The sequence below is a fragment of the Spirosoma humi genome (assembly GCF_054776575.1).
This window is the reverse complement of sequence record NZ_BAAHBR010000008.1, coordinates 733,278-757,241: the sequence shown is the minus strand read 5'-3', so window position 1 is coordinate 757,241 and position 23,964 is coordinate 733,278. Positions and strand designations below refer to the sequence as shown.

Here is a 23,964-nt window from a genome sequence, read left to right as displayed (position 1 = left end):
ATCCGGTTTTTCGATAAAGCGGATCAAAAACTATGCTTACTTTTACGGCGCAGCCAATACCTTAGCCTGCTCCTTACTCTTATGTTTGTACATACCGTTTTTTTCTGGCTACGTCATCCCGAAAACCAGGACGACCACCAGGCCCTACGCGCTGGTCTGGAAGGCCTTAAGTCGATCCCCGATATCACAACGGCTTACGTTGGCACTCCCGCCGACACCCGTCGGCCAGTCATCGACCACAGCTATGATTTCGCCCTAACGCTCGTCTTTACGGACAGAGCCGCTCACGATGCCTACCAGGTCCATCCGGGTCATTTGGCCTTTGTCGATACATGTTCGCACCTCTGGGAGCGCGTTCAGATCTATGATGCCGTAAGCTAGTAATAGGAGTGAGGAGTTGCTGACGCATACTATGCTGCCAGATGTCTCCTCACGTCTAACTCCTCACTCCTATTACTTAATTTTTTACACCAGTACTTCAATCTTCATATCCATATTTCCTTTGACGGCTTTGGAATACGGACAGACGGCATGGGCAGATTCTGCTAACTGCTGCAGCTGATCGTGATCCATATGCGGAGCTTTAACCGTAATTTTCCCCGACAGAAACATGTTGTTCCCGTCTTTATTGAGCGAAATACTAACCTCTACGGCATGTTCGGGAAGAATAACTTTCCGGCGTTCGGCAACGGCCATGAGCGCTCCATTGTAACAGGCGCTATAAGCAGCCGCGAATAACATTTCGGGATTGGGAGCCCCGCCCTGTCCGTGCATTTCTACCGGACGTTTCACATCTAATTCTAAAATACCATCGAGTGACTTCACGTCGCCTTCACGCCCACCGACATTGCTGACGGTGGCAGTATACAAAGTTTCCATTATCTTGAGTTTTAGTCTGAATCAACCGGCGCTGACACGGCCAATTGATGTTCTATAAACTCAGAAAGCGTCACTTGTTCACAGGCTGGTATTGGTTACCAGCCATAAAAAGGAAGTGATGGGGCGCGTTAAAAACGATTTATTGATGAATTGGACGCTATCTATTCATAGTAAGGCAAACTATTTGCATATCAATTGGCAGACGGTTTCCCGATAAAAAGGTTAGTTGCTCAGGCTGGTTTGGTCTTTACTGACATTCCATCATTTTAAACTACCTTTGTCTTAGCGGTTTATTTAAATCAAAGCCGCAATAGACCGGGTTGAGCCGCGTTTTTCGTACGTATGCATCACGACACGCAGACCAACATGACTCCATTATCTATACCATACCGGACCCGTCATCTGTTTCTAGGATTAGCGGGTAGTTTGGGGCTACTGCTTGGGCTGTCAGCCGAGCCAGTTTTTGCCCAGCGCAAGCGCGAAAAAGCCGATACAGCCCTGGCCAAACCAGGCTCGACTTCGACAACGACTGTGCGGATGGAGGAAGAAACCCAGTTTACAGAAGGCGTTCGGTATTTGATGACCGACGAGCCGACCAAAGCCATTGCGCAGTTCGCCAAAGTATTACAAAAAGACCCCAACAACGCTGCGGCTCAGTACTCAACCGCCAGTGCTTATCTGAAAAGTGGCAAAACAGCGGAGGCCATTCCCTACGCAACAAAAGCCCACTCGCTGGACGTAGAAAATAAGTTCTACTCGCTGCTTCTGGCAGAGCTGTACGTTAAACAAAAACGTTATGGTGAAGCTGAAGAACTCTATGAAGCGCTACTAAAGAAGGGCCCGGAAAACGCCGAATATGGCGTTGAGCTGGCGGCTATTTATCTGTTTAACGAAAAGCCCGACAAAGCGCTGGAAACCTATAATAAGGTGGAGCGTGAATTAGGGCTGAATGAAGAAATTACCCGGCAAAAACAACGCATTTATCTTAAGCAAAATAAGATAGATAAAGCCGTTGAAGAAGCTGAGAAATTAGTTGCGTCAGAACCATCGGACCCGGATTATCTGCTCGAAGGGGCCGAATTATTGATTGCCAACGACCGAACCGACCAGGCAATTGGCTGGATCGATCGGGCACTCAAACTGAGCACTGACTTACCCCAGGCTCATGTGTTGCTGGCGGATATCTATCGCAAGAAAGGGGATATGGACCGCGTCAGCAAAGAGCTGAATCAGGTGCTGGCGAACCCGAATCTGGAAGCGGGCCTGAAAGCCCGTATTTTGTCAAGCTACGTAGGCATGACGGGGTCAAATCCAACGGCGCAGCAGGATGCGCTCGGCATGGCGCAGAATTTGGCCAAAACCTCGCCCAACGATCCAAAAACGCAGGTCATGCTGGCTAATCTACTGCATCAGCAGGGCAAAAAGGCCGAAGCACGCGACGCCTACGCCAAGGCGGCTCGTCTGGATGGTTCCATCTACGAGGTTTGGGAAGCGTTGTTGCAACTGGACGGCGAATTAAATCAGGTAGATAGTTTATTAGCCCATTCCGAAAAAGCGCTGGAAGTGTTTCCCACGCAGGGCTATTTCTGGTACTCCAACGGATCGGCTAATTTGTACAAACGCAAGTACCAGCAAGCCGTCGATGCGCTTGAAGAAAGCCAGAAACTACTGGCTGCCAGTTCTAATAATGAATTGAAAAAAGGCATTTACGCTCAACTAGGGGACGCTTATAACGGATTGGGCGATCACGCGAAGTCCGACGAAGCCTATGAAGCCGTTCTGAAGGTAGATCCGCTGAACGATCACGTCCTGAATAATTATAGTTACTTTCTGTCCTTACGCAAAGAGAATTTACCCAGAGCCGTACAACTGGCTCAGAAACTCGTTGAGCGCAACCCAACGAATGCGACCTATCTGGATACGTATGCCTGGGTCCTCTACGTATCGAAAGACTATGCCAAGGCAAAACAATATCTGGAAAAAGCCCTGGCCGATCCGGCCAATGTGAGTGGAACAATCATTGAACATTATGGCGATGTGCTTTACCAACTGGGGGAGCGTGACAAAGCGCTTGAGCAGTGGAAGCAGGCCAAAAGTAAAGGCGGTGCCAGTACTGATTTAGAGAAGAAAATAGCCTCTGGCAAAATGTAAACCGCTTTACGGCCGCTGGTTTTACGGATTCATCCCAGACAAATCTTTTGGCGTACTGAACCCGTGAGCGAAGGCTGCAAATCGAAATCACCTAAATGAATAAATACCTTTTCATTGCGTTTATACTAGGCCTATTCCTCCAGTCGGAAGGTTGTCGACGGCATCACGTGTCGCACAGCACCCGTTCAACTCCGGCTTCGTCAGTTCCTGCGCAAATCGACTCAACTGTTGCCGGCAACCCATCGCAAACATTACCCGCTGACTCGGCCTCTCGCCCGGTCCCGTCCAGGCCTGGAATCGAGGAAGCCCGCACCAATGTTGCTGAAATTGATTTCCGCTACTTGGCGGCAAAGTCAAAAATTTCCTTTAAAAGCCAGCAGCAGGATATTGACAATGCGAATGTGAACATCCGGGTTCGGAAAGACAGCCTCATCTGGCTATCTGTTTCCAAGTTAGGCATCGAAGCGGTCCGCGGGCTGATTACCCGCGATTCAATCACAATTATTGACAAGATCCATCGGGAATACTCCGTCTACGACTTTCCGACGCTGAGCAAACAGGTCAACTTTAATATGAATTTTGAATTGCTGCAAGCGCTAATTGTCGGAAACCTGCCCTTGCCTGAACGCCCGGCCCAAAAAATTAAAAATGATCGGGATTACCTTCTTCTTCGGCAGAGTGAAGGCAATGTACTGGTTGAAAATTATATTGGTGAGCAGGATAGAAAACTTAAAAAGCTGATGATTACGGAACAGCCAACGAAAAATACGCTGCGCCTTGATTATACAGACTTTACTTCGCTGAATAATTTTCTATTTCCCTACACCAGCTTGGTGACGGTAGATTATAAGTCGAAGACCGACGGGCAATCTTACCAAACCCTGTTGCGTATCAAGCATAATAAAGTCGAACTGGTCGACAAAAACCCGGGGTTCCCGTTTTCAATACCCACATCTTACACTCGTCGACCCTAAGTTTAGTCGTTGGTTTCATTCCTTATGTACGTCCCGTTTCGTCCCTTTTCCAACGTTGTTCACTGGTCGGTTGTTAGCCTGCTTGTTATCGTTTGTTTATGCCTGACGCATCCTCTGCAGGCGCAGCAAACGGTGCACAACCGGCAAGTACTGGAAAAAGAAAAAAAGCAGAATCTGGAGAAAATGAACCAGATCCGGACTATTTTGAAACAAACAGCGTCGGAGAAACAAGCAGGCCTGGGGCAGTTGAAAGCGCTGGATCAACAGATTCAAACGCAGTCGAAGCAGATTGGTCTGCTGAACAAAGACCTTCAACTCACGGAATCAGAAATTTCTGAACTTCGGCAGGCAAGCGCCACCCTCACCAAAGACCTTAACAAACTACGGGCCGAATATGGCTCCATGATTTATGCCGCCGACAAACGACGGCAACAGGTAAATCCGTTGGGTTTTTTATTCGCTGCCGATAACTTCAATCAACTCGTAGCCCGGTATCGATACCTGCGTCAATATTCCGATGCCCGCTTAAGTCAGGTTCGACAAATGAACAATGTCAAAACCATGCTGCAAGGGAAACAACAGGCGACCCTCCGCAAACGACAAGAGCAGAAAAATACCATTGGGGCCAAAGTGAATGAAACAAAGAGCCTGGAAACGCTGAAGGTCGTCAAAAATCAGGTTGTCAAAGAGTTAAGCCAGAAAGAATCTGAACTTAAAACAGAACTGGACGAAAGTCGCCGGTCCGTAGCCCAGCTTGAGTCATTGATCAAACGACTGATCCTGCGCGAAGCAAAAGAGCGTGCCGAACGAGAAGCCCGCGAGCGCGCCGACCGCGAACGCATTGCCCGACTGGAAGCAGAACGCAAAGCCGCCGAACGAAAACGCGCCGAAGCCGCCATTGCCGCAGCCGAGAAAGCAGGCGAAAAGCCAGCACCAGCCGACGTAGCCAAGGTAGAACGCCCAACTGAGCCCGAGCCAGCCGCCAGAAAACCCGACGAACGGCGCAACAATAACCTCAATGATGAAGAGACGGCCTTGGCATCGTCCTTTACGGGCGCTCGCGCACGTCTGCCGTGGCCCGTTACAAAAGGGTTTATTTCGGATCACTTCGGCCGCAAACCCCACCCCGTACTCAGGGGTATCTACGTCGAAAACCAGGGCGTCGATATCCAAACGAACGCGGGCGAAGGGGTACGGTCGGTATACGATGGCATTGTGCAGGACGTAACCAGCATGCCGGGTATGAACAACGTCGTTGCGATTCAACACGGCGATTACTTTACCGTTTATGCCAAACTCCGCAGCGTATCCGTTCGGATTGGCCAACGGGTAAAAGCCCGTGAGTCGATTGGCACGGTAGCTACCGATAAGAATGGTGTGTCCGAAATCCAGTTCCAGATTTGGAAGGAGTTCACCAAACTTAACCCCGAATCGTGGCTGACACCAAGGTAATTCATAGTTTGTAGTGCAGAGTTTGTAGTTTTGATTCGTGGTTGATTGAGTACGACCACCAACGACAAACCACAAACTTGAGTCATGTCTGTACATAATCCCGATATCAAGCGAGTTACAACGCACACTATTCAGGAACTAAAGAATAAAGGCGAGAAAATTTCGGCCTTGACCGCCTACGACTACGCGATGGCGCAGGTCGTTGACGCAGCTGGTGTCGAACTGATTCTGGTTGGCGACTCAGCCTCAAACGTAATGGCCGGGCACGAGACAACGCTGCCCATCACGCTCGACCAGATGATTTACCACGCCAGCTCGGTTGTACGGGGTGTCAAGCGGGCACTGGTTGTTGTTGATCTACCCTTCGGTTCGTATCAGGGCAACTCGACGGAAGCGCTGCGGTCGGCCATTCGGATTATGAAAGAATCGGGTGCCCACGCCGTCAAGATGGAGGGTGGTCTGGAAATTAAAGAGTCTATTGTGCGTATCTTAAGCGCGGGTGTGCCCGTTATGGGGCATCTTGGCCTGACACCGCAATCGATTTATAAATTCGGCACCTACGCCGTACGGGCTAAAGAAGACGCCGAAGCACAGAAGTTGATCGACGATGCACATATGCTTCAGGAAATTGGCTGTTTTGGTGTCGTGCTCGAAAAAATACCCGCTGCCCTGACAAAGAAGGTGTCTACTAGTCTAAGCATTCCTACAATAGGGATTGGTGCCGGACCGGATGCCGATGGTCAGATTCTCGTTATCCATGATCTACTGGGCATTACGAACGAGTTCAAACCCCGATTCCTGCGCCGGTACGCCGACCTGCATAAGGTTATGACAGAGGCTATTGCCCATTACGTTGACGACGTGAAAAGCAATGACTTCCCGAACGAGAAAGAAGCGTATTGAGTTAAGAGAGAGACGAATACGCTGACGCTGGATTTCCGAATCTGACCAGCGAGGCTTTAGCAGCCTCATCAATAGCAGCCAAGAGGTTTCCAGAAACCTCAAAAAAGGCGGGTTCCCACCTGCGCAACTTATGAAGCATAAACCATTTCAGGTTATTTACGAAGATAATCACCTGCTCATTGTCAATAAAGAGCCGGGCGTTCTGGTGCAGGGAGACCGCACTGGCGACGTTACGCTGCTGGACTTGTTGAAAGATTACATTAAGGAAAAGTACAATAAACCAGGCGAGGTATTTCTGGGGCTGGTTCACCGGCTCGACCGCCCGGTGAGCGGCCTGGTCGTCTTTGCCCGTACATCGAAGGCGCTGGAACGCATGAACGAAATTTTTCGGAAGCGGCAGGTGCAGAAAACCTACTGGGCAATTGTTCGGCGAAAGCCTCCCAAAGACGCCGACAAGCTGGTTGGCTGGATTACGAAAGATGAGCAGAAGAATCAGGTAACCGTTCACGATTTTGAAGTACCTAAGTCGCAGAAGGCCGAACTCTCCTATCGGGTACTTGGCAAGATCAACGAGCACTATTTGCTCGAGGTAAATCCGATTACAGGCCGACCGCACCAGATCCGGTCACAATTAGCCCACATGGGTTGCCCCATCCGGGGCGACATTAAATACGGGTACGACCGAGCTGTTGCCGACAAGAAAATCTATTTACACGCCCGTCGACTGTATTTCATTCACCCCATTAAACAGCCGGGGGCCCCGGATCGGCCCTTGATTTGTAAGGCGGGCTTACCGAATGATCCGTTCTGGGAAGAATTCCTGGCTTTGGATGATGAAATTTACAATGACAAAAACCTGGGTTTCACATTTGAATAAGCTGCGCTTCCAGAAGTGCTTACTATATAGAAGAAGGGCCGCCTTTTCCAACTGGAAAAGGCGGCCCTTCTTCTATATAGTAAGCGAAGCTTAGTGATCGGTCATGGCTTGAGTTGTACTCTGTTCAGAGGGCGCAATGTCCAGAATAATTTGTTCCATAACACGCTCAATCATCTGAACGATTCCCCTTAAAGCCCCGAATACGATACATAACGGAAGTATGATAGGAAGGAAGAAAACCCACTGAAAAATCATATATACACGAAAATTTCTCATCAGCTTAGGGAACAATTAAAGATTAAGTTTACGGTCAATAAAAAGAGAGTCTTTTTTGAATTATTTTTCAAATTTTTTTCTATCGATATTCAAATTTAACCTTGCCTTAGTACAAAAACAAAATTAATTGGAAAAAGTTTGCCGCTGGACTCACCTATTTTGCACTATATCGAGTAAAGTTGTTGTCACTTTCAGATAACTTGATTGCTATCAACTACTGTGCCAGAAATCATAAAGCATTAAACTTTATAAATTATATTAATAATGTGGGTCACAAGGCTAAATTAAAGCTTTAATTTGGCATTTTCACAAAATAAGCGTTTAAAATTTCATACTATACCTAATTAATATAGATTAGGCCAGAGGTAACCGATTGCTGAAGTAGCTATACAACCGCGCTGATGAGGTATAAGGTGTTTTTCCACAATACGCAATGGCTTCCGATAGTGTTGCGCGTCAACGTCGCTCCAACGCGCTAATTCATTCCGGTCAATTTCTGTTCAATCAAGAATTACCCCCGGTTGGTCCGACCTGCACTAAATATAACACAAAAAGGGACGGAGTCGGAAGTCACATCTTGATCAAGATGTGACTTCCGACTCCGTCCCTTTTTGTTCGGTATGCCTATTATTTTAACGTTGCTACGGCGTCTTTAATACGCTGCACAGCCTCAACGAGGGATTCGTCAGATGCGGCTGTTGAAATGCGTAAGCAATCAGGAGCGCCGAAACCAGAACCCGCTACAGTTGCTACATAAGCCGTGTTGAGTAACCAGGAAGCAAAATCGTCCGAGTTATTGATGGTTGTTGTTCCATCCGTTTTGCCGTAATAGTAGCTGATATCCGGAAAAGCGTAAAAGGCACCTTCAGGCACGTTAGTCCGGAAATGAGGAACCTCTTTGAGCAATTTCACGACCAGATCGCGCCGACGGTGGTAGGCTTTCGCCATTTCCTGCGATGGCTCCATAGGTCCGTTCAACGCAGCTACGGTGGCTTTCTGAGCAATTGAGTTTGTGCCTGATGTAACCTGGCCCTGTAACTTTTCAACCCCATCGGCAATCCATTTTGCTGCGCCGATATAGCCAATACGCCAGCCCGTCATCGCGTATCCTTTCGCCACACCATTTACCGTAATGACTCGCTCCGCCACTTCCGGAATTGATCCCATGCTAAAGTGGCCCTCCGGCGTGAAGTTGATGTATTCATAGATTTCATCAGCCAGCACATGAACATTCTCGTGCCGCGCAACAACAGCGGCAATCGCACGAAGCTCGGCTTCGGAATAGATCGACCCCGTTGGGTTATTAGGCGATGCATACATAACAATCTTCGTCCGATCCGTAATGGCGGCTTCAAATTGCTCGGGCGTCACCTTGAAATTATTATCAAAACTACCATCGATAACAACGGCTTTCCCTTCGGCCAGCTTCACCATTTCGGAGTAACTTACCCAGTAAGGGGAGAAAATGACTACCTCATCGCCGGGATTTATCAACACTTGAATGACATTAGCCAGCGAGTGTTTGGCACCCGTCGACACGACAATATTCTCGGGTTTCCAATCAATGTTGTTATCGCGCTTGAATTTATCGGCAATGGCTTTGCGGAGATCAGGATAACCAGCCACGGGCGAGTAGCCATGAAAGCCATCATCAATCGCCTTTTTGGCAGCCTCACAGATGTGGGCAGGTGTTTTAAAATCCGGCTCCCCAACGCTCAGGCTGATTACTTTGTGGCCCAGAGCGGCCAATTCACGAGCTTTCTTGGTCATCGCCAGCGTGGACGATTCCTCCAGCGCATTGATGCGGTCGGCTAACAAACTCACGGTGTCAAGCGTGGCAGACATAATCGGTGATGTTTTAAGAAAATGATAACAAACTGACCGCAAAGGTAGTAGGTTTTCAGTGGAGGGTAGATGTTTTTGGAAAATTAAAAATCTGTTTCGTATAGCATCAGGTTGAACAGGTAAAGAGTAGAAACTCTTTGTAAGTCTTTACCTTTCAACGATAGATTTAACGATAGGGCATCACTTTGCTTTCATCGGTGCACTCCGCAAGTAGTTCAGTAGTCGTCTTCAGTAGAACAGGGTGCATGAAATCTGGTGCGATCTCCGCTAAAGGAACGAGTGTAAATCGTCGCTGATGCAAATACGGATGTGGGATCGTCAGTGTATCGCTTTGCTGAACGAGGTCGTCATAATAGAGAATATCAATGTCAATGACGCGTGCGCCCCACTTTTCAAAACGGACGCGCCCCAACTCCTGCTCAATAGTCTGAGTCTGCCCCAGTATGTCTTCGGGCAGTAGCGTAGTGTCAACGGCCAGCACCTGATTCAAATAAGTCGGTTGATCCGTCACACCCCAGGGCGCAGTTTCATACAGAACCGATTGCTGCGTAACCGGCCCAACGTACTCCGCAATCAGGTCAACCGCCCGTTGAAGGGTTTTAGTACGATTGCCGAGGTTAGCACCCAGAAGAAGGTAAATCATAGAGAGAATTTTCCGGTAAATAAAACTACCCACAAAATTACGGGGTAGCATTTAAGCGATTTTAATTTAATTGACCACTCTTATCCAGATTCCGAAATAATCTCCTTTTGCCCAATTACTCATTTGACACCAATTGTAGGCTATGAGTCACGTTGAACGTTTTCAAACTATATATTGCCTTCCATTGACCATTAAGCTTATATAATACCCCCATCTGGTAAGAAGTTTCAGGTAGCATATCAGCAAAAAGGGTGACTAGGTTACCATCAGGTGCTGGTTTTCCATTCATTAAAAAATTAGCTAATTTCCTGGAACTTTGGTCTACTGGCCAGACAAAGACGTGCTCTTTCGATCGTAATAATAAATAAGCGCCATCCCTATCAAGCCCAATCGATGGCAAGGCGTTTTTTGCTAGTATCAGCTCATCACGCTGGCGTTCGGCATACTTAGAAACACTATCTCTTTCCACTAACTTCAAGCTCGCATCAACCCGTATCAATGGGCTGACAACCTGACGTTCAAATTCAGGCATGGGCAAATGGTAAATATTTTGCTCAATAGCCTGCCGGAGTATCATACCATAATATTTATTATAAAACTGCTCGCCAGGTGACATTGAAATAAGTAATCCATTCTCACGCCAGTTGTGAAAATCACTAATCAGAGATTTCTGAATATTCATTACTTCCCCAATGTTGAACCAATAGGAAGTTAAATTAAAACAAAGGCTGAAAAACAAAACTACTCGGCTCACTCGCAGCCGATGAACGGGTCTCAACCAAATCATAATCAGCAAATAACCAACAGCGATCAGTACTGTTGTAAACCAGATAAAACGCGGCAACAACAAGGCATAATGCCAGCCAATACTTCGTGCATAGGCGATGCCCAAAATCGTAATTGTCAAATAAAAATAGCAGGCAATAAGTGGTAATGCTCTAGCCTGACTGGAGGGAACCGACCATTTTGTTAAAACTGCCTGTAGAGCCACTGGCATGCGTTTCAAAGAAGATGAGAACCCCATCAAATGAACCAAGAAAGTTCCAGTCACAGCTGCCAACAACAGAGTAATAATTATACCAAGTAAACCAAGTTCGGCAATTGACTCGGTAAAGAGGGTAAATAGTGAGCCACTCATTAGAAAAAAACCACCCAGTACCCGAAACGGATGCGTCATGTTTGCAGGAACGCTGGCTGTTGACTGGTGTACATGAGTAAAATAATAATATAGGAGAAAAGAGAGAATAGAAAATACTGACCAAATTGTTAAACGAATGAATTTTCGAGAAACAAGTAACAGAAGAAAACCTGAAATAAGCACGGCCAGTCCGTTTCCATTAGAAAAGGTAGCCAAAAAGGCAACTGGAAAACTAAAAGCAAACAAGACCATGGATGGTTGAACTAGTAACCAGAAGGCTAGAAAAGTAAAGAACAACGCTGGCACATGCTGAAGGGCACAAATGGCCCAGCTTATGGTAATCTCATAATACTGGGGCTGAAATAGTAATAGGGATATTGGTAAAATTTGTACTCCTGATAAACCTGCCCGGCGGCCGACATAATAAAGAAGCAGAACTGTAGCAATCAGCGCACCATTACCCACAAAGTAGAGTGTTCTAAAATTTAATTCTCCCTCAATCAGATAATCAAGGATGGCCGTAAGCCGACCGAACACAAGCATATGCTCATTATGCGGACCATGCGGAACCAAAAGTATGTCCGCTACTTCACGAACTGTAAAGGAACCAGCTTTCAGGTGTATAACGTCAACCAGAAAAGTATAATCGTCCATATAAGGCATATTAACCGCTAAACGGTAGACTGTCCAAACATGGAAGAAAATAAGTATGCATAAAGAAATCGACCAGACATAGTGGTAATTACCCAACGTTTTTTTGAACGTTGGGTGTGAAGCAGAAATCATGGTGTGAAGAGAAGTAAATTAAAAAACGCAGTGAGATCACTACAGCTACCTACAGCGATTAATTGAGTGTGCTGAGTTTATTATCTATATAATAGTGACCCTATATTGTCCAAATTAGCAACTCATAATAGAGGCCACCTTCGTTTGTTCGGTACTGATTGGCTAAGCAGTCAATAGACCAATCACAAGTGATTAAAGTCCTGACAAGTTATGTTTCACGATTCTGTTGCCAATAAGTTGACCCCTCTAATCTCGCAAAATCAATGGTTTGGATAAGGCAATTGTCCCTATAGTAAAGATGCTGCAAATAGATGGCGAGCTCAACTGACATCATCAAATTCAATACAATATTTGTAAACTTAGATACATACAAAGATACAAAAACGACGTTATTTTTTACTAAAAAAGATAATATAAAGTACTGTCTACCTTTTAGGCTGAGGATAGAAAGGAAAATAGTCGCTCGTTTACCATCAAATAGCGACTATTTTCTAGCGTGTTAGAAAAGCATATATTGAGTAAGGGTGTCCTACAAAGCCGACTGATGTATGACCGTGCCGACAAGCGCTACCATTAGGTCAACCGCCCGTTGAAAGGTTGTTTGGGGAAGAAGTTCTTGAAATAAATGTGAGAGTCGGCACCTAGCTTGAGGTAACCAATCTATAAGCTCATGTCGACCCGATTTCGTCAGATAATCGACTCCTACCAGGCAACTGGCGCTGTGGCAAGTTGTCAAAAATCATTGGCCCGTTGAGGGCCAACAAACATTCGATGAGAACGATGCTTAACACCATACTCTGGCTGTTAAACACTGGGTGCCAGTGGTACAACCCGCCCCCATTTCCCGATCTGGGCCAGCGCTCACTAATACTTCCGACACTGGTAACTAAGCGGTTAATGGCATATCCTGCTGGCTCAACTCGTTCGCCAGGAACGACAGCGACTGGGCTGTCCGCTGATCCCCACTTACCTGGTGCTTCGACTGTCAGGGCGTTAAAATGGCCCCATGATCCGGCAAGCCAAAGGCTTAGACGGTTTCAAGCTCATTCGGGAACGCAAGCGCCATGTGCTGGTCGATGAAGCGGGTTTGCCAGTGGGTCTGCTGATTAGTCGGGCCAACCAGAGCGACAGCAAAGCGGCTAAACACTTGTTGAGTCAACTAGCCACTACCACCCGGCATCGGCCCCGACTGTCAGTGGATACGGTTTATTCGCGCACGTTTGTGAGCTGGGCTGCTTGGGAGCTGACCTGGCCGGTATAGGTCTTGTTGAAGCCTAAGGGGCATTATTTTATGTTGGTGTCCCGCCGTTGGGTGGCCGAGCTGGTGCGGCAGTTTTGGCTGGTTGAGTTGGTATTGTCGGTTGAGCGTAGACCACGAGGAGATGGTTGCCAGCGCGGAGTCCATGTTACGCATGGACTTCATTGCCATTCTGCTCAATGAAATTTCCCAAAAACCATTCCTCAAATAACCCGTTGAAGGGTTTTAGTACGATTGCCGAGGTTAGTACCTAAGAGAAGGTAAATCATATCGAAAGAGTACTCTTTCGCCCTTTCCCTATCAATAGTCTTTGATTGGTTTGATTCCGTAATACGCGTTAATTTCTTCTTCGCTGGGCGTTTTGGCCGGCCGGACCAGCCGGAAGCCAACAAACGAGGCTGATGTTAACCACCAATCGGACTTAGGACTCTGTGGGTCAAGCACTTTCCAGGCCGGGGCCGAAGGCGTCCGGGCAGCCGACCGAAGTATGGCTGCTTCATCGTCCCAGGAGCCACCACGTACCGAGTTGGGGTAAAGCGTGGTGGTCGGGGCAAAGGGTTCTTTCACTTTTCCGCTGGCCACCTGTTTGTAATAATCCTCGATGTACTGGTCTTTCGTCCACTCCATCACATTGCCGTGCATATCGTACAGACCAAAGGGATTGGGCTTTTTTGTCCCCACTTTCTTGTAGGCACCGTCACTGTTACCCGTAAAGACGGCGAACTCACCCAATTTTTTTACGTCGTCACCGAACGAGTACGCGGTTGTGGTATTGGCCCGGCAGGCATATTCCCACTCAGCTTCCGTCGGCAGTCGGTAGAAAACGCCCGTTTTAGCATAAAGCCAGGCGCAGAATTTGATGGCGGCATACTGGGTCATGTTTATAGCTGGATAACCCGCCCGGCCCATTCCAAACGACATGTCTACGTAGGGAGGACTTGGCCGGGTGGTAGCATCTGTCTTGGCTAAGTTAGCCTCCGATTCGGTATACTTGGCCGCCATTTCCTTCTCCATATTAGTGAAAGCAAACAGGTCGTACAAATCCCAGGTCACCTCATATTTCCCAATGTAAAAGGGCTCGATATGTCTTTTGTGCTGAGGTCCCTCATCGGCACTGCGTCCTTTCTCGGTAGCAGGGCTACCCATTAGATACGTTCCGCCCGGAACAGCGACCATGGCATACGTCTGGTTGCTGCCGGGTACGGCCTGCGTGTAGGATTTGATTGAACTTGTGGTTTGAGCGTTTGTACTAACGACCACCCCAATCAGAAAAGCGATGCTTGAAAAGAGATATTTCAGACGCATTGTTGGTTATTCAGGAAAAGGAAGTTGTATTGATTAACAGGTAAAAGTACGAACGATTTCCTTTGTTGTACCTTTGTAGAAATAAATGAAAACGTGGCTGGGCTAACCTATCCGTTAAGACGATCAGACTGACTCCCAGAAACAGCCTTTTCGGTTATGTCCACTACCCGATTAACGAATGAATTATTTATCAGCCGAAAATTTAGCGAAGTCCTACGGCGACCGTACTCTGTTTAAAAACCTTACGTTCGGTATAAACCGGGGCGATAAAGTAGCCATCGTTGGCGCCAATGGTTCAGGCAAAACCACGTTGCTCTCTATCCTGGCCGGGTCTGCCCCACCCGACGCCGGTATTGTCAGCCATCGTAAAGACATCAGTATTGGCTACCTCGACCAACAGCCCGATCTCAATGATGCCCTGACGATCATGGAGGTGGTATTGGCAGGTGAAAGCGCTCAACTCGATGCGGTACGCGCTTACGAACACGCCCTGGCAACCGAAGATCAGGACGCCCTCGAAAAAGCCATGTCGAGCATGGAAAAGCTCGAAGCCTGGGATTATGAAGCTCAGATTCGTCAGATTCTGGGCGAACTGGGGATTCAGGATGTCAATCAGATCGCCGGCTCCTTGTCGGGTGGCCAGCGTAAACGCGTTGCGTTGGCGCGGGTATTAATTCAGAATCCAGATTTACTGATTCTGGATGAGCCAACCAACCACCTCGATCTGGAGGCCATCGAATACCTCGAAAGTTATCTGAATACCAACAACGGTACGCTGCTGATGGTCTCCCACGACCGGTATTTTCTGGATCGGGTTTGCAACCAGATCGCCGAAATGGACAACGGGCAGCTTTATACGTACAAAGGCAACTACGCGTACTTTCTGGAGAAAAAGGAGGAACGCGAAATGGCCGCAGCGTCAGAGTTATCAAAAGATCGCAACACGTTCCGGCGCGAGTTGGAGTGGATGCGTCGCCAACCCAAAGCCCGGGGCACAAAAGCACAATACCGAATCGACGCCTTTGAAGAGCTGAAAGAAAAGACCAGCGGCAAACGCAATGACGGCGAACTGGATCTGAACCTGCGCATGGCACGCCTGGGCAGTAAAATACTGGAAGTTGAAAACCTGAGCAAACGCTTTGGCGACAAAGTCCTGCTCGACCATTTCAACTACACCTTCAAGCGTCCTGACCGCGTGGGGTTGATTGGTAAAAACGGCATGGGAAAAACCACGCTGATGAATATGCTGACCGGCCAGTTACGGCCCGATTCCGGGAAAATAACGACGGGCGGCACCGTCAAATTTGGTTATTACACCCAAACAGAACTGGACTTGCCCGAAAATCAGCGGGTGATCGACGTGGTGCAGGATGTGGCGGAAGTGATGAAACTAGCCAACGGCGACACCATCACGGCGACTCAGCTTCTTAGCCGGTTTCTGTTCGACCGTTCCAAGCAGTATGACTTTGTCGCCAAGCTGAGCGGGGGCGAAAAAAGACGGCTGCAACTGCTGCTCGTACTGGTTCAGAATCCGAACTTCCTGATCCTCGACGAGCCGACCAACGATCTGGATATCATGACGTTGAATGTACTGGAAGAGTTTTTGCTTAACTTTCCAGGCTGCGTCCTGATTGTAACCCACGATCGGTATTTCATGGACCGGCTGGTCGAGCATGTTTTTGTGATGGAAGGTGAGGGAAAAGTTCGCGACTATCCCGGCAACTATACCGATTATCGCGATTGGCGGGATTCTCAGCCCAAAACTACACGCCCCACCAAAGCAGCTCCGACGGAGGCCAAGCCTTCAGCAACGGTAACCTCTTCTGCAACGGCCAGCGCAACCGCTGCTAAACGGAAACTATCGTTTAAGGAAATGAAGGAGTACGAAACCATTGAGAAGGAAATCGAATCGCTGGAAGAACACAAAAACAACCTCGTGAACTCCCTGAATTCGGGAGGGCCACATGAACAACTAACAGCATGGGCGCGGGAAATTGAGTTAATTGACCAGACCATTGCCCAAAAATCAGACCGCTGGCTGGAGTTGGCGGAATATATTTAAAGAGTGAATGAAAGAGCGAGAGAGTGCTTAATACGCTAGCACTCCTTATCGATGACCGTCCGCGGCTGCGGTCCGATTTCGCTCTTTCATTCACTCCGCATCGGCGGCCCGATTTCACTCTTTACTTATGGATCAGTTTATAACTTTCTTCCAGACGCTCCTCAACTCCGAAGAGATTATCCGAACGGGTGGGTTGGTGTTGATTACGGCCATTGTCTTCGTCGAAAATGGCTTTTTCTTCGGCTTCTTTCTACCAGGCGACTACCTCCTGTTTTTGTCGGGCGTATTTGCCGGTATCAAGCTACTGAACGTTCCGTTATGGCTTCTGCTAAGCTGCATTTTCGGGGCGGCCGTAATTGGATCGTTGATTGGTTACCTGACAGGCTATTATTTTGGCGGGAAGATCAAAAATCGGCCGGACTCGCTGTTTTTCAAGCAGAAGTACATCGAAAATACACGTGAAGCCTTCATTAAATACGGCAACAGCGCCTTAATTATTTCCCGGTTTCTGCCCATCGTCAGAACCTTCGCCCCACTGTTGGCTGGCCTGATTCACATGCCTGCTCGTTTCTTTATGATCTACAATGTTGTTGGCGGGGGCATTTGGGTACTTACGCTGGTAGGCGGAGGATTTTTCTTCGGTGAGCGGTTTCCCTGGATCGTTGATTACGTTCAGTATATTATTCTGTTTTTCCTGGCCATTACAACCTTCACCGTTGTCAAGGGTTACCTGAATGCCCGGAAAGAAAACCAAAGCAAAACCGGTGACGCCTAGTGTCAGCGCTTTTCAACCCAAATCGTTTTTATATTCACGAACTCCTTAATGCCTGCCTCCGATAATTCACGGCCAAACCCGGAATTTTTGATGCCGCCAAAAGGCACGCGTGCATCGGAGCGCATCAGCCCATTTACGAAAACCGAGCCAGCCTGAATCTGACGAGCCAGCCGGTCGGCCCGTTCTAAATCCTGCGTCCAGATGGCCGAGCCCAGGCCGAAGTCAGACTGATTTGCCAACCGGATGGCGTCCGTTTCGTCTTTAGCCTCAACAAGCACTGCCAGCGGACCGAAGGTCTCTTCATCAAAAGCGGCCATACCGGGTTTCACGTTATCCAGCAGCATGGGCTGCACATTGCATTGATCTCGTTCACCGCCCGTCAGTCGTTTTGCCCCTTTTGCCAGCGTAGCCTGGTATTGTCGTTCAATGGCATCGGCCAGATCGAGCCGCGCCATTGGCCCCATCGTCGTTGAGGTGTCCATTGGGTCACCTTGTTCGATCTGGCTAATCTGGTGCAGGATCCGTTCGGTGAACAGCTTTTTTACGGACTTTTCAACGATAAATCGCTTGGCAGCAATGCAGCTTTGTCCGGCATTCTGCATCCGGGATTTGACGGCCACTTCCGCAGCTTTATCCAGGTCGGCGTCGGCCAGCACGATTAATGCATCGGACCCGCCCAGTTCCAGCACAGATTTCTTGATTTCCCGCCCAGCGATGCTGGCTACCGACGCTCCCGCCCGTCCGCTACCGGTGAGTGTCACCGCCTTCACCCGTTTATCGCTCAGTAAGCCATCCACAGCGGGGACATCGACTAGAAGGGATTGAAAAACGCCCACGGGCAGGTCGCACGCTCGAAACGCTTCTTCAATGGCTTGCGCACAGCCCAGTACGTTGGGGGCATGCTTGAGCAAGCCCACATTTCCCGCAATCAACCCCGGAATGGCAAAGCGCATGACCTGCCAGAATGGGAAATTCCAGGGCATAATGGCCAGCACCGGCCCTAGCGGCTGGTACGTTGTGAAACTGGTCTGTGCATCAGAATCGATTAACTGATCGGCCAGGAATGCTTCGGCATGATCCGCGTAAAACGTGCAGGTCGTCGCGCACTTATCTACTTCGCCAATTGCTTCGCTGAGCGTCTTACCCATTTCGGCGGTTATCAGTTCGCCATAACGCTGGTTGTTACGGGTCAAATACTGACCAACCTTTCGCAGGTAATCGGCACGCTCCCGAATTGACAAAGCCGACCAGTCGGCAAATGCCCGGTCGGCTTGTTTGAGCCTGCGCTCAAGTGTACTGGCGCTATCGGCCCGGTAGGTCTTGAGCGTTTTCTGCGTGTAGGGATTTATGGACGTAAACATCGGATGCGAAATTATACGGTAGGCTGTACGATACAGTCCTATATCATACATTCTTTATCCTTTATTGTTCTTCACTTTCCAATTTATTGACCAGCTCAACCATGGTGTCGATAACCTGCTCCATTCGATCATACCCCACGATGAGATCAAATTTATCACGGGCCTCCTGCATGCATGCTTTAAGGCTTACGAACAGCGCTTTACCCCGCTCGTTGAGAAATATAATGCTGGACCGCGAGTCATTCGGATTCTTCTCCGTATATATATAGCCCTCGGTTTCCAGCAACCCAACGATTTTGCTCATCATCTGTTTGGTAACACAAGCCCGTTTGGCCAACTCATTATTGGTAATGCCACTCTCTTCGATATTTGAAAGAAACATGAGGTAACTCATCTTAAAATCAGTATACCCCAATGCGTGAAGGCGCGGCTCGATGAAGTTACTTGTATATCGTTTGAGACGCCAGAAAATTCGCCCGATAGATCGTTCACGAACCGTGCGATACTGGTTGAAATCAAAGGATTCTTTATCTATTTCCACGAACGTATTAGCAAATTAGAAAACACTGAAACAATTTTCGGCAAAAGATTGTACAAATATAGTCAACCTTCTTGACCTTGTAGTCAACTCGGTTTACTTTTGCGAAATAGTAGTCAAAAACCGGGGCGCCGGAGCGATTGACAACCATTTAGTTCTTTACCTCAAAGTAGGCTATGACTAAAACATTACTGATTCTATGGCAACTTTAACGACAGAAATGGAAACCTCAGAAGAGAAAAGCGGTATAAAAGCGTATTTACCTCGCATCATTATTGCCCTTGTCGTACTGGTTGGCGGCTACTTTGGCTACAAAGCTTATGTACACAGCCAGCATTACGAATCCACCGACAATGCTCAGATTGAAGGCAACTCAGCTCCCGTATTGGCCCGCGTCGCCGGTTATGTGCAGTCGGTCAATGTTGATGACTATGCGCTGGTCAAAAAAGGCCAGCTTTTGATAACGATCGATCCAGAAGAATATGATGTCGCGCTGGCTCAGGCCGAAGCCGATTATCAACAATCACTGGCCGATCTGGCAACGGCACGCGCCGATTTGCAAACAGCACAGGCTACGGTTCGTAACGTCACCCAGAACGCCCGTGTTGCTCAATCCAACGCACAGGTGCAGGCCGTCCGGCGTAATAAAGCCCAGCAGGATTTACAGCGCGACCAAAACCTGTTCAAAGAACAGTCGCTCACGAAAAAACAACTGGAAGACACCCAGAATAATGTGGAGGTGCAGTCCGGACAATACAACGCCAGCGTGGAACAGATTAATCTGGCCAAAACGTCAGAAGGTGTTGCCAAAGCCGGTGTTGCCCGAGCCGAAGCAAATATTCAGAAGATCCAGGCGGTGCTGAAAGTGAAGCAGGCTGCCATCGACAACGCTAAACTGCGGGTAGGGTATGCACGCCTGGTAGCGCCGGTCGCCGGTAAAATTGGCCGTAAAAACGTTGTTGTGGGTCAGTACGTACAACCCGGCCAGAATTTATTCACCATTGTTGCTGATTCAACATTCTGGGTTGTAGCCAATTTCAAAGAAACCCAGCTGGAGAAAATGCAGTTGGGTCAGCCGGTTGACATTAAACTCGACGCTTACCCTGAGCTCGACATCAAAGGCCGTGTTTCTTCCCTTTCAGATGCCACCGGCGCTCGGTTTGCGCTGTTACCCGCCGATAATGCGTCGGGGAACTTCGTTAAAATTACCCAACGCGTACCGGTAAAAATTGAAATCCTCAATCCGGAAAAATACAAGAACCAACTGCGGGCGGGTCTGAGCGTCGACGCTGAAGTACGGGTAGCCAATTAAGGAACGCACCAGGAACGAGCAGGATCATGTCTCAACCAACAGGATTTCGCCGGTGGATTGTGGTCATCACGGCTATTTCGGCGGCTATTATTGAATTGATCGACACATCCATTGTGAACGTTGGCCTGACCGACATTGCCGGGAACCTCGGCGTCACAATTGAAGATGTTTCGTGGGTGGTAACGGCCTATGCCATTGCCAACGTTATCGTTATTCCGATGACGGGCTTTTTACAACGGTATTTCGGACGTAAAAACTACTACATCGGCTCCATTATCCTGTTTACGGTCGCATCCTACGGGTGTGGTTTCGCGGATAGCTTATGGACGCTGGTTGCCTTCCGCTTTTTACAGGGCATTGGCGGAGGAGCCCTGCTGTCAACATCGCAGGGGCTGATGTTCGATGCCTTTCCGCCCGCGCAGCGGCCGCTTGCTTCAGCCTTGTTCGGGATGGGTATCGTGCTCGGTCCAACGCTTGGCCCTACCCTGGGTGGGTACATCATCGACAACTACCACTGGAGCTGGATGTTCTACATCAACGTACCGATCGGTATTATTGCTGTCCTGTTGAGTTCAGCGTTTATCGACAAGAAAGAAGATGAACTGAATATCGACCGCAAAAGTATACCCATTGATCAGATAGGCATTCTCCTGCTGGCCGTTGGTATCGGGAGTTTACAGTACGTTCTGGAACGGGGCGAGGCCGACGACTGGTTCGACAGCGATGTGATTGTGTGGCTGACGGTTGCGGCTGTCATTGCGATCCCAGCCTTTATCTGGTGGGAGTTTCGAGGGACAAAGGACCCCGTAGTGGACCTTCGAACGTTGAAGAACCGCAACCTGGCCCTCGGCTCTATTCTGATGGTTGTTATCGGTTATGGCTTGTTCACGTCGGTATTGTTATATCCGCTTTTTGCCCAGCGCATTGTTGGCCTGACGGCTACCCAAACGGGTAAACTTCTGATTCCGGGGGGGCTGGTTACCTTGCCGATGTTTGCCCTAGCGGGTCGTTTGCTGGCCAAAGGCGTGTCGCCCAAAATCGTTGTTATTGGAGGCTACATTGCGTTTGCTACCTTTTGCTTTATCATGTCCACGTATAACATGGACGCTTCGAACAGCGACTTTATTTACGCGCTGATTATTCGGGGAATCGGGCTTGCCTTCGTGAACGTACCGCTGATCAACCAGTCGGTTTCTACGCTGGAACCGCGCCAGTTGCCGACCGGCATTGCCATTGTCAACATGATGCGGCAGGTTGGTGGTGCCTTCGGCGTAGCGATCACGAACACCTACGTTACGCAACGGACAGCCGTGCACCGGGGTGATCTGGTGTCGAATCTGCAACCGGGTGATATGCTTACGACGGAACGGCTTAATGCCATAACCCAGAGCCTTATAGCCAAAGGCGTTAATGCGTTTGATGCCGCAACAGGTGCTTACAAGAATATGGATCTGATCATTTCACGGCAGGCACTTATGGTATCGTACCTGGATACATTCAAGCTGGCAGGTCTGTTTTTTGTGGTCACCTTTCCGCTCCTGTTCTTACTTAAAAACAAAAAGATGGATGCCGCAACTGCCAAAGCGGTTGCTGATGCCGCCCACTGATTCTGGTTTTCAGTTTGTGGTTCGGCCTTAGTAGCCGTAAACCGATCACCAACCGAAAGCCCTAAACTTCATTTACTATGAAACCAGGACTTCTTACACTAACCTTGCTTCTAACGCTGGGAGCCGCTCAGGCACAGAACCAGCCGGTACCCATACCCGACGATTTGCGCGCACTGGTTCAGCAAGCTAATACGAACTACCCCGCCCTGAAACAGCAGCAACAGCAGATTCAGGCGGGTGAACTGCGGGTCGACATTGCCCGAACAGCGATGCGACCCAGTGTGAATCTGAACGGAAACTACACGTACGTAACGCCCGTACCACAATTTGCCATTCCAATCAATGGGCAGGATGTGGTGGCCAAACTGGCCCCCAATAACAACGTGAACACAAACGTATCGGTTGGGCAAACGATTTACGACTTCGGCCGCACGGATGCGGCTATTCGGCAAGCCACGGACAACGTACAGCTACTGCGTCGAAATTTCGAACTGACTCAGCAGTCGCTGGCCTTTCAGGTAGCGGCTGCGTACTACGGCGTTGGTTTTTTACAACGCGGCCTGATTGTTCAGGACTCGGTTATCAGAACGGCTACGGCCAATGTAAAGCTTTTATCGACACGGCTCCAAAACGGTGACGCCCTTCAATACGATGTGCTCACAGAAGCCGTACGGGTGAAAGCAGCGCAGAACCGTAGAATCGAGATACAAAATCAGTTAGAACGTCAATTAGCTGTCCTGACGTACTTAACTGGAAATCCACAGCCCGAAACGAGCCGCGCGCTGGAGCAGTTTCAGCTTGGCGTTCAGTCCGGAACGGTGTCCCTGTTTGATCTGAATGGCCAGTTTCAAACAGCCATTGCTGGCAATAAAGCTGTATTACTGGCGCAAGATCAGGTCCGGGCCGCCGAAACGGAGCTTTTGGTCACTAATCGGGCTGGTCAGCCGAGTATTACATTCAGTGGTACGGCCGGTTATAAAAACGGCTACCCGCTTCAGGTTGAAAAACTCCGGGCCAATACCGCGGCTGGCATTAATTTTATTGCTCCACTCTATGCTGGCAAGCGTTACCGGCTACAAAATCAGGCGGCTCAGCTTACGTTAAACGCCAGCCGCTACGCCGTTGAGAATGCCAGTGCTCAGTTACGTCAGAGCATTGCTCAGGTCAATGCCGACATCAGAAGCAATCAAACCCGCCTGGCCAACCTGGAAACTCAGGTGGAACAGGCCCGGAAGGCACTCCAGATTGCCAATGCCCGTCTACGAAACGGCGTTATCACCAATGTCGAATTGCAGAGTGCCGAAACGGGGGTTGAGGAAGCTGAGCTTGGTCGGTTAAACTTCCAGTACCAGCTAATGCTTAATCAACTGGAATTGAAGCGTTTACTGGGCGAAAACCTGTTTTAAACGGTTTTCTCGTCCAGTCATGGTATGGCTAAACGAAAAACTCCCTGACATTAAAGTATGTTAAAAATGCAGTAGCGGACATACTAAATTGCCGGAAGGAAGGATTCTATACAAAAGACACTGGTTGATAAACGAACAACGCATCATGAAAAAACGAGTGATAGGAATTCTGAAAGAATTTGGTGTACAAGAGTCTGCGATAACGGACCAAACTCATTTCTCGCGCGATTTGGGTCTTGACAGTCTCGATTCGGTTGACTTGATTATGCAACTCGAAAAGGAATTTGGCATTCGCATTCCTGATGAAGACTATGGAAAATTAACGACCATGCAGGGTGTATTGACCTATCTGGAGTCAGAGCAGGCAACGGCCTGATTTCATACTGACCTCAACAGAAAAGGGAGACGAATTCGTC

General features: G+C 48.7%; 20 protein-coding genes. 13 read left to right on the top strand and 7 right to left on the bottom strand.

Going from position 1 to position 23,964, the window contains the following annotated elements; genetic code table 11:
- Positions 1-81 precede the first annotated feature (81 nt).
- On the top strand, positions 82-381 hold the full coding sequence (locus ACYU8Y_RS11860) for a Dabb family protein (protein ID WP_460937364.1): 300 nt from the start codon (positions 82-84) through the stop codon (positions 379-381).
- An 84-nt stretch (positions 382-465) separates the two neighbouring features.
- Here ACYU8Y_RS11860 and ACYU8Y_RS11855 read toward each other — a convergent pair whose 3' ends face one another.
- Positions 466-879 (bottom strand): Ohr family peroxiredoxin, encoded by a 414-nt coding sequence (locus ACYU8Y_RS11855; RefSeq protein ID WP_460937362.1) that lies wholly within the window; start codon positions 877-879, stop codon positions 466-468.
- A 366-nt stretch (positions 880-1,245) separates the two neighbouring features.
- Here ACYU8Y_RS11855 and ACYU8Y_RS11850 point away from each other — a divergent pair, with 366 nt between their 5' ends.
- The 5 genes from ACYU8Y_RS11850 (at position 1,246) to ACYU8Y_RS11830 (ending at position 7,236) form a co-directional block, all read left to right on the top strand.
- Entirely contained in the window at positions 1,246-3,030 is a 1,785-nt protein-coding gene (locus ACYU8Y_RS11850; protein WP_460937360.1) for a tetratricopeptide repeat protein, read from the top strand.
- Positions 3,031-3,125: 95 nt separating this feature from the next.
- On the top strand, positions 3,126-4,004 hold the full coding sequence (locus ACYU8Y_RS11845; protein ID WP_460937358.1) for a DUF4292 domain-containing protein: 879 nt from the start codon (positions 3,126-3,128) through the stop codon (positions 4,002-4,004).
- Between the two features lie 24 nt (positions 4,005-4,028).
- A complete protein-coding gene (locus tag ACYU8Y_RS11840) occupies positions 4,029-5,456 on the top strand; it encodes a murein hydrolase activator EnvC family protein (RefSeq protein ID WP_460937356.1) in 1,428 nt (475 codons plus the stop codon).
- A gap of 84 nt (positions 5,457-5,540) precedes the next feature.
- Positions 5,541-6,359, top strand: a complete 819-nt coding sequence (gene panB / locus ACYU8Y_RS11835; RefSeq protein WP_460937354.1) for a 3-methyl-2-oxobutanoate hydroxymethyltransferase — start codon at positions 5,541-5,543, stop codon at positions 6,357-6,359.
- 130 nt (positions 6,360-6,489) lie between these two features.
- Positions 6,490-7,236, top strand: a complete 747-nt coding sequence (locus ACYU8Y_RS11830) for an RluA family pseudouridine synthase (protein ID WP_460937352.1) — start codon at positions 6,490-6,492, stop codon at positions 7,234-7,236.
- A gap of 903 nt (positions 7,237-8,139) precedes the next feature.
- Here the strand turns inward: ACYU8Y_RS11830 and ACYU8Y_RS11825 are convergent.
- From ACYU8Y_RS11825 to ACYU8Y_RS11815, 3 genes are all read right to left on the bottom strand, one after another.
- On the bottom strand, positions 8,140-9,357 hold the full coding sequence (locus tag ACYU8Y_RS11825) for a pyridoxal phosphate-dependent aminotransferase (protein ID WP_460937350.1): 1,218 nt from the start codon (positions 9,355-9,357) through the stop codon (positions 8,140-8,142).
- Between the two features lie 166 nt (positions 9,358-9,523).
- Positions 9,524-10,000, bottom strand: coding sequence for a 2-amino-4-hydroxy-6-hydroxymethyldihydropteridine diphosphokinase (gene folK, locus ACYU8Y_RS11820; RefSeq protein ID WP_460937348.1), 477 nt, complete (start codon positions 9,998-10,000; stop codon positions 9,524-9,526).
- Between the two features lie 115 nt (positions 10,001-10,115).
- Positions 10,116-11,924 carry a hypothetical protein gene (locus ACYU8Y_RS11815; RefSeq protein ID WP_460937346.1) on the bottom strand — a complete coding sequence of 603 codons (1,809 nt, stop codon included), beginning with the start codon at positions 11,922-11,924 and terminating at the stop codon, positions 10,116-10,118.
- Between the two features lie 1,006 nt (positions 11,925-12,930).
- On the opposite strand from ACYU8Y_RS11815, the gene ACYU8Y_RS11810 reads away from it, so the two are divergent.
- Entirely contained in the window at positions 12,931-13,185 is a 255-nt protein-coding gene (locus ACYU8Y_RS11810; RefSeq protein WP_460937344.1) for a transposase, read from the top strand.
- A 297-nt stretch (positions 13,186-13,482) separates the two neighbouring features.
- Here the strand turns inward: ACYU8Y_RS11810 and ACYU8Y_RS11805 are convergent, their stop codons facing one another.
- On the bottom strand, positions 13,483-14,487 hold the full coding sequence (locus tag ACYU8Y_RS11805; RefSeq protein WP_460937342.1) for a formylglycine-generating enzyme family protein: 1,005 nt from the start codon (positions 14,485-14,487) through the stop codon (positions 13,483-13,485).
- 178 nt (positions 14,488-14,665) lie between these two features.
- Here ACYU8Y_RS11805 and ACYU8Y_RS11800 point away from each other — a divergent pair, with 178 nt between their 5' ends.
- Both ACYU8Y_RS11800 and ACYU8Y_RS11795 read left to right on the top strand, forming a co-directional pair.
- Complete coding sequence (locus ACYU8Y_RS11800; protein ID WP_460937340.1) at positions 14,666-16,549, top strand: ABC-F family ATP-binding cassette domain-containing protein; 1,884 nt, start codon at positions 14,666-14,668, stop codon at positions 16,547-16,549.
- A gap of 127 nt (positions 16,550-16,676) precedes the next feature.
- Complete coding sequence (locus tag ACYU8Y_RS11795; protein WP_460937338.1) at positions 16,677-17,324, top strand: DedA family protein; 648 nt, start codon at positions 16,677-16,679, stop codon at positions 17,322-17,324.
- A 2-nt stretch (positions 17,325-17,326) separates the two neighbouring features.
- Here the strand turns inward: ACYU8Y_RS11795 and ACYU8Y_RS11790 are convergent, their stop codons facing one another.
- Together ACYU8Y_RS11790 and ACYU8Y_RS11785 are read right to left on the bottom strand one after the other, a co-directional pair.
- Positions 17,327-18,685, bottom strand: a complete 1,359-nt coding sequence (locus ACYU8Y_RS11790; protein WP_460937336.1) for an NAD-dependent succinate-semialdehyde dehydrogenase — start codon at positions 18,683-18,685, stop codon at positions 17,327-17,329.
- Between the two features lie 61 nt (positions 18,686-18,746).
- Entirely contained in the window at positions 18,747-19,067 is a 321-nt protein-coding gene (locus ACYU8Y_RS11785) for a MarR family winged helix-turn-helix transcriptional regulator (protein ID WP_460937334.1), read from the bottom strand.
- Positions 19,068-19,422: 355 nt separating this feature from the next.
- On the opposite strand from ACYU8Y_RS11785, the gene ACYU8Y_RS11780 reads away from it, so the two are divergent.
- The 4 genes from ACYU8Y_RS11780 to ACYU8Y_RS11765 all read left to right on the top strand — a co-directional run bounded on the left by ACYU8Y_RS11780 (position 19,423) and on the right by ACYU8Y_RS11765 (position 23,924).
- On the top strand, positions 19,423-20,535 hold the full coding sequence (locus ACYU8Y_RS11780) for an HlyD family secretion protein (protein WP_460937333.1): 1,113 nt from the start codon (positions 19,423-19,425) through the stop codon (positions 20,533-20,535).
- Between the two features lie 26 nt (positions 20,536-20,561).
- On the top strand, positions 20,562-22,142 hold the full coding sequence (locus tag ACYU8Y_RS11775) for a DHA2 family efflux MFS transporter permease subunit (RefSeq protein WP_460937331.1): 1,581 nt from the start codon (positions 20,562-20,564) through the stop codon (positions 22,140-22,142).
- A 77-nt stretch (positions 22,143-22,219) separates the two neighbouring features.
- Positions 22,220-23,548: a TolC family protein gene (locus tag ACYU8Y_RS11770; RefSeq protein ID WP_460937329.1), complete on the top strand. Its 1,329-nt coding sequence runs from the start codon at positions 22,220-22,222 to the stop codon at positions 23,546-23,548.
- Between the two features lie 145 nt (positions 23,549-23,693).
- Complete coding sequence (locus tag ACYU8Y_RS11765; RefSeq protein WP_046577358.1) at positions 23,694-23,924, top strand: acyl carrier protein; 231 nt, start codon at positions 23,694-23,696, stop codon at positions 23,922-23,924.
- Positions 23,925-23,964 lie beyond the last annotated feature (40 nt).

Excerpts from the sequence above, each read along its gene's own strand:
- panB (WP_460937354.1), top strand. The coding sequence starts at position 5,541 with ATGTCTGTACATAATCCCGATATCAAGCGAGTTACAACGCACACTATT.
- ACYU8Y_RS11815 (WP_460937346.1), bottom strand. The coding sequence starts at position 11,924 with ATGATTTCTGCTTCACACCCAACGTTCAAAAAAACGTTGGGTAATTAC.
- ACYU8Y_RS11855 (WP_460937362.1), bottom strand. The coding sequence starts at position 879 with ATGGAAACTTTGTATACTGCCACCGTCAGCAATGTCGGTGGGCGTGAA.
- ACYU8Y_RS11825 (WP_460937350.1), bottom strand. The coding sequence starts at position 9,357 with ATGTCTGCCACGCTTGACACCGTGAGTTTGTTAGCCGACCGCATCAAT.
- folK (WP_460937348.1), bottom strand. The coding sequence starts at position 10,000 with ATGATTTACCTTCTTCTGGGTGCTAACCTCGGCAATCGTACTAAAACC.
- ACYU8Y_RS11845 (WP_460937358.1), top strand. The coding sequence starts at position 3,126 with ATGAATAAATACCTTTTCATTGCGTTTATACTAGGCCTATTCCTCCAG.
- ACYU8Y_RS11850 (WP_460937360.1), top strand. The coding sequence starts at position 1,246 with ATGACTCCATTATCTATACCATACCGGACCCGTCATCTGTTTCTAGGA.
- ACYU8Y_RS11795 (WP_460937338.1), top strand. The coding sequence starts at position 16,677 with ATGGATCAGTTTATAACTTTCTTCCAGACGCTCCTCAACTCCGAAGAG.
- ACYU8Y_RS11790 (WP_460937336.1), bottom strand. The coding sequence starts at position 18,685 with ATGTTTACGTCCATAAATCCCTACACGCAGAAAACGCTCAAGACCTAC.
- ACYU8Y_RS11775 (WP_460937331.1), top strand. The coding sequence starts at position 20,562 with ATGTCTCAACCAACAGGATTTCGCCGGTGGATTGTGGTCATCACGGCT.
- ACYU8Y_RS11770 (WP_460937329.1), top strand. The coding sequence starts at position 22,220 with ATGAAACCAGGACTTCTTACACTAACCTTGCTTCTAACGCTGGGAGCC.
- ACYU8Y_RS11780 (WP_460937333.1), top strand. The coding sequence starts at position 19,423 with ATGGCAACTTTAACGACAGAAATGGAAACCTCAGAAGAGAAAAGCGGT.
- ACYU8Y_RS11830 (WP_460937352.1), top strand. The coding sequence starts at position 6,490 with ATGAAGCATAAACCATTTCAGGTTATTTACGAAGATAATCACCTGCTC.
- ACYU8Y_RS11805 (WP_460937342.1), bottom strand. The coding sequence starts at position 14,487 with ATGCGTCTGAAATATCTCTTTTCAAGCATCGCTTTTCTGATTGGGGTG.
- ACYU8Y_RS11860 (WP_460937364.1), top strand. The coding sequence starts at position 82 with ATGTTTGTACATACCGTTTTTTTCTGGCTACGTCATCCCGAAAACCAG.
- ACYU8Y_RS11785 (WP_460937334.1), bottom strand. The coding sequence starts at position 19,067 with ATGTTTCTTTCAAATATCGAAGAGAGTGGCATTACCAATAATGAGTTG.
- ACYU8Y_RS11810 (WP_460937344.1), top strand. The coding sequence starts at position 12,931 with ATGATCCGGCAAGCCAAAGGCTTAGACGGTTTCAAGCTCATTCGGGAA.
- ACYU8Y_RS11840 (WP_460937356.1), top strand. The coding sequence starts at position 4,029 with ATGTACGTCCCGTTTCGTCCCTTTTCCAACGTTGTTCACTGGTCGGTT.
- ACYU8Y_RS11800 (WP_460937340.1), top strand. The coding sequence starts at position 14,666 with ATGAATTATTTATCAGCCGAAAATTTAGCGAAGTCCTACGGCGACCGT.
- ACYU8Y_RS11765 (WP_046577358.1), top strand. The coding sequence starts at position 23,694 with ATGAAAAAACGAGTGATAGGAATTCTGAAAGAATTTGGTGTACAAGAG.